The 5,100-nt window shown below is 72.9% G+C and carries 4 protein-coding genes; 2 read left to right on the top strand and 2 right to left on the bottom strand.

The window, feature by feature from the left end; translation table 11 throughout:
• Nucleotides 1-156: 156 nt before the first annotated feature.
• Entirely contained in the window at nucleotides 157-870 is a 714-nt protein-coding gene (hemQ, locus tag ACWF94_RS33060) for a hydrogen peroxide-dependent heme synthase (protein WP_453497040.1), read from the bottom strand.
• A 4-nt stretch (nucleotides 871-874) separates the two neighbouring features.
• On the bottom strand, nucleotides 875-2,353 hold the full coding sequence (hemG, locus tag ACWF94_RS33055; RefSeq protein ID WP_453497037.1) for a protoporphyrinogen oxidase: 1,479 nt from the start codon (nucleotides 2,351-2,353) through the stop codon (nucleotides 875-877).
• 151 nt (nucleotides 2,354-2,504) lie between these two features.
• Between hemG and ACWF94_RS33050 the strand changes: the two genes are divergently transcribed.
• Together ACWF94_RS33050 and ACWF94_RS33045 are read left to right on the top strand one after the other, a co-directional pair.
• Nucleotides 2,505-3,512, top strand: a complete 1,008-nt coding sequence (locus tag ACWF94_RS33050) for a DUF4349 domain-containing protein (protein ID WP_453497034.1) — start codon at nucleotides 2,505-2,507, stop codon at nucleotides 3,510-3,512.
• A 29-nt stretch (nucleotides 3,513-3,541) separates the two neighbouring features.
• Nucleotides 3,542-4,915, top strand: coding sequence for an FAD-dependent oxidoreductase (locus ACWF94_RS33045; RefSeq protein WP_453497031.1), 1,374 nt, complete (start codon nucleotides 3,542-3,544; stop codon nucleotides 4,913-4,915).
• Nucleotides 4,916-5,100 lie beyond the last annotated feature (185 nt).

Below are 5,100 nucleotides of genomic sequence, written 5' to 3'. Positions count from 1 at the left end.
CCCGGCTCTCGTGTTCCTGAGCGGTGGTGGTACGGGTCTCGGGTGAGGTCCTTGCCGCGTACGGGCCCGGGTGGGGCCCGTACCCGCGTACGGAGACCTCGGGCGTGGCCTGTACCGCGCACGGGCCCGGGTGGGGCCCGTACCCGCGTGCGGGTCTCAGGCGAGGCCGGCGACCAGTTCCGCGACCGACCTGCGGCGGCCGGTGTAGAAGGGGACCTCCTCGCGGACGTGCATCCGGGCCTCGGAGGCGCGCAGATGACGCATCAGATCGACGATACGGTGCAGTTCGTCCGCTTCGAAGGCGAGAATCCACTCGTAGTCGCCGAGCGAGAACGACGCGACCGTGTTGGCGCGGACGTCCGGGTAGCCACGGGCCATCTTGCCGTGGTCGGCGAGCATCCGGCGGCGGTCCTCGTCGGGCAGCAGATACCAGTCGTAGGAGCGTACGAAGGGGTAGACGCTGACGTAGTCGCGCGAGACCTCGTCGGCGAGGAAGGCCGGGATGTGCGACTTGTTGAACTCGGCGGGGCGGTGCAGCGCCATGTTCGACCAGACCGGCCGCAGCGCCCGCCCGAGCCGGGTCCGGCGGAAGAGGGTGTACGCCTCCTGGAGCGCGTCCGAGGTCTCCGCGTGCCACCAGATCATGAGGTCGGCGTCGGCGCGCAGCCCGGACAGATCGTAGGTGCCCCGGACCTTGACGTCCTTGGCGGCGAGCTGGTCGAACAGCTCCTGGACCTCCTCCGCGTAACCGGAGCGGTCCTCGGGCAGTACATCGCGCAGCTGGAAGACGGACCACAGCGTGTACCGGATGACCTCATTGAGGTCCTTGGCCTTCTTGCCTGCGTTCGGGATCTTTTCGGGCGCACTCATGACGCTATTGTCCCGCCTGCCCGCCGGTGGTTCTCGCCAGGGTCGGCGTGGCGAGGATCTCGTCGGCGGCGCGCTGCCCGTCGGCGACACAGGCGGGGATGCCGACACCGTCGTACGCGGCTCCGCAGACCCGCAGGCCGGGGAGCTTGGCGATCTCGGCGCGGATACGGGCGACCCGGGCGAGGTGCCCGACCGGGTACTGGGGCAGTCCGCCCATCCACCGGGTCACCTCGAAGGCGACGGGCTTGGCGGTGACACCGGTGGCCTCGCCGAGGTCGCGCAGACAGACCTCGGCCAGTTCGCCGTCGTCGCGGTGCAGATGCTCCTCATCGCCGAACCGCCCCACGGAGGTCCGCAGCAGAAAGAGTCCGGCGGGTCCGCCGCCCGCCCAGTCCCACTTCTGGCTGGAGAAGGTGGACGCCTTGATGGTGCGCCGTTCGACCGGGGGGACGAGGAAGCCGCTGCCCCCGGGCAGGCCGGTCAGGTCGCTGTGCCGGAAGGCGAGGGTGACCAGGGCCATGGAGGCGTACTCGATCCGGCCCAGTTCGGCCGCGGCGGCGGGGGATTCGGCGGAGACCAGTTCGGCGGCCGACCAGGCGGGGGTGGCCAGGACCACGGCGTCGGCGGCGATCGCGCCCCGGCCGGTGCGGATCTCCCAGCCGTCCTCGGTGCGGCTGATCCCGCGGGCCTGGGTGCCGGTGAGGATCTGCCCGCCGCCCGCGCGTACGGCGGCGGCGACCGCGCCCGGCAGCGTTCCCACGCCGCCGTCGAGACCGAGGAAGACGGGTCCGGCCGGCTGCTGTTCCCCGGCGCGCTGGACGTCCCGTACGCCGTCGAGGAGGGAGCGGTGGTTCCGCGCGGCCTCGAAGAGCCGGGGGACGGCGGCGCGCATCGAGATGCGGTAGGCGTCGCCCGCGTACACCCCGCCGAGCAGTGGCTCGACGAGGCGGTCGACGACCTCGCGGCCGAAGCGGGCGGCGACATACGCGCCGATGGCGACATCGTCGCCGATGTCGGTTCGGGGCAGTTCGCGGTCCCGCCCGATCCGGACGATGCCCTCGGGGGAGAGCAGTCCGGCCAGCGCCATGGGGGTGGCCGGCACCCCCATCACATGCCCCTTCGGCATGGGGCACAGGGCGCCGCGGCTCCAGATCGACGCGGTGGCGGTGGCGGGCGGCCGGAGCCGGTCGGCGAGCCCCACGGCACGGGCCAGCTCGACGGCCTCGGGGCGGCGGGCGAGCATCGACTCGGCGCCCAGATCGACGGGCAGGCCCTCGATCTCGCCGGTGTGCAGCTTGCCGCCGAGGCGTCCGGTGGCCTCCAGCAGAGTCACCCGCGCCCCGGACCTGACGAGGCGCAGGGCGGCGGCGAGGCCGGAGATACCGCCGCCGACGACGACCGCATGCCCGGGTTCGGCGGGTTTTCCGCCGCCGGGGGCCGCGCCGGTTCGGGTGCCGGTGTCCGCATGCGGGGAAGGCTGCATGTTCCCACTCTCTCAAATCCCGTACCGAGTCCTGACCGTGACCGCTTCGCGACCGGAAACTAGCAACCAGCTCCCCCGGGTGTCCGTCGAAACGGCAATACTCAGCAATTGCCTCTGGGGGGCTCATATGCGTGCTCTACGCACATCCGCAGTGCTGATACTCATCGGCTCGCTCGCCCTGGCAGGCTGCTCCGGTGGCGATTCCGGCGATTCCGATACGAAGAGCGCGGGGCGGGCCGCGGCGCAGGAGGCGGACCCCGGGGAGAGGGCGGACACGGGGGAGAAGGCCGTCGGCCCCGGTGCGGGGAGCCCGGACTCCGGTGGGGCGAAGGAGGGGGCGCAGGACGCGGCGGAGAAGCCCGCTCCACTGGCGGCGGCCCACATCATCCGCACCGCCGAGCTGGAGGTGCGGGTGAAGGACGCCACCAAGGCGCTCGCCGTGGCCCGCCGGGTGGCCTCGGCGGCGGGCGGCCATGTCGCCGACGAGTCCACCGAGCGCGTCGAGGGCTCGCAGATGGCCTCCACCGTGGTGCTGAGGGTCCCGCAGGAGCGGTACGACACGGTCCTGGCCGAACTCACGGGGACCGGGAAGCTGCTGTTCCGCAAGGCCGACGCCAAGGACGTCACCGATCAGGTCGTCGATGTGCAGAGCCGTATCGCCACCCAGCGGGCGAGCGTGGCCCGGGTGCGGGCGCTGATGGACCGCGCGGAGCGGCTCGCCGACGTGGTCACGCTGGAGGGCGAACTGAGCCGGCGGCAGTCGGAGCTGGAGTCGCTGCTCTCCCGGCAGGCGTCGCTGAAGGACCAGACCACGATGGCGACGATCACCCTGACGCTCTCCGAGTCCGGGTCCGCGCCGAAGGAGAGGAAGGACGACGACCCGGGCTTCCTGGACGCGCTCGGCGGCGGCTGGGACGCGCTGGGGACGACGGTGCGGTGGATCGGCGTGGTCGTCGGCGCGACGGCTCCCTTCCTCGCGGTGCTGGTGATCGGCTACGCGGTGTGGCGCCTGGTGGTACGCCCCCGGCTGACGCGGCGCTCCGGCGCGGTGGACGGGGCCACGGGCGAGACGGGCGGGGCCGCGCAGGAGACGGGCGCGGGTGGTGCACCCGCCCCGCTGCCCGCGTACGGCTCCGGGAGCGGCCCCGACCAGGAGTGACGGGAACGCGACCCCGTAGCGTGTTCGCCATGACAGTGGAGCGACTGGTGGTCATCGGGGGCGACGCGGCGGGTATGTCGGCCGCGTCGCAGGCACGCAGGCTCAAGGGCCCGGACGAGCTGGAGATCGTCGCGTTCGAACGCGGCCACTTCAGCTCGTACTCGGCGTGCGGGATTCCCTACTGGGTCGGCGGCCAGGTGCGCGACCGCGCCGAGCTGATCGCCCGGACCCCCGCCCAGCACCGAGAACGCGCGATCGATCTGCGGATGCGAACGGAGGTCACGGAGATCGACCCCGCGCGCGGCCGGGTCCGCTCCCGCGATCTGGAGACCGGCGCCGAGTCCTGGACCGGCTACGACAAGCTGGTCGTCGCGACCGGAGCCCGGCCGGTGCGCCCGCCGCTGCCGGGGATCGACGCGCCCGGTGTCCACGGCGTGCAGAACCTCGATGACGGCCAGGCGCTGCTCGACACCCTCGCCGGTGCGGCCGGGCGGCGCGCGGTCGTCGTCGGCGCGGGCTATATCGGCGTCGAGATGGCCGAGGCACTGCTGAACCACGGCTTCGATGTGACCGTCCTCAACCGGGGCGAACAGCCCATGGCCACTCTCGACCCCGATATGGGGCGGCTCGTCCACACGGCCATGGACGGCCTCGGCATCACGACGGTGAACGGTGCCGAGGTCACCGGCATCCGCACCGGCGACGACGGCCACGTCCGCGCGGTGACCACGGACGGCGGCGAGTACCCCGCCGATGTCGTCGTCCTCGGCATGGGCGTCGAGCCCGAGACCACCCTCGCCCGGGCCGCCGGACTGCCGCTCGGCGCGTACGGCGGCCTCCTCACCGACCTCTCCCTGCGGGTGCGCGGCCACGACGCCATCTGGGCGGGCGGCGACTGTGTGGAGGTCCTCGACCTGGTCTCGGGCCGTGAGCGCCATGTCCCCCTCGGCACCCACGCCAATAAGCACGGCCAGATCATCGGGGCGAACATCGGCGGCGGCTACGGCACCTTCCCCGGCGTCGTCGGCACCGCCGTCAGCAAGGTCTGCGCCCTGGAGATCGCCCGCACCGGCCTGCGCGAGAAGGACGCGGCGGAGGTCGGCCTCCAGTACGTCACCGCCACCATCGAGTCCACCAGCCGCGCGGGCTACTACCCCGACGCGGCCCTGATGACGGTGAAGATGCTGGCGGAGCGGCGGACGGGGAGGCTGCTGGGTGTGCAGATCGTGGGCCGGGAGGGGGCGGGGAAGCGGGTGGACATCGCGGCGGTGGCACTGCACGCCGGGATGACGGTCGAGCAGCTGACCATGCTCGACCTGGGGTACGCGCCCCCCTTCTCCCCCGTCTGGGACCCGGTCCTGGTCGCGGCGCGGCGTGCGGTGGCGTTGGTGCGGGGGGTATGACGCGTTTCCTGCGGGTGGCTTGGCGTGTCGGGGCCGACCCGTCCCCCGGCGGCGGGGAAAGTACCGCCGGTGGGCGGGGCACGCCCTTCGGGCGTGTCCTCAAACGCCGGACGGGCTGGATTTGCGCACCCGGGTCGGCAAAATCAGCCCCGCCGGCGTTTGAGGCGCGGGGTCCGGGGCGGAGC

This window comes from Streptomyces sp. NPDC055078 (assembly GCF_053607985.1).
Note: the sequence above shows the minus strand (reverse complement) of the source record. Positions and strands in the feature narration are given on the sequence as shown.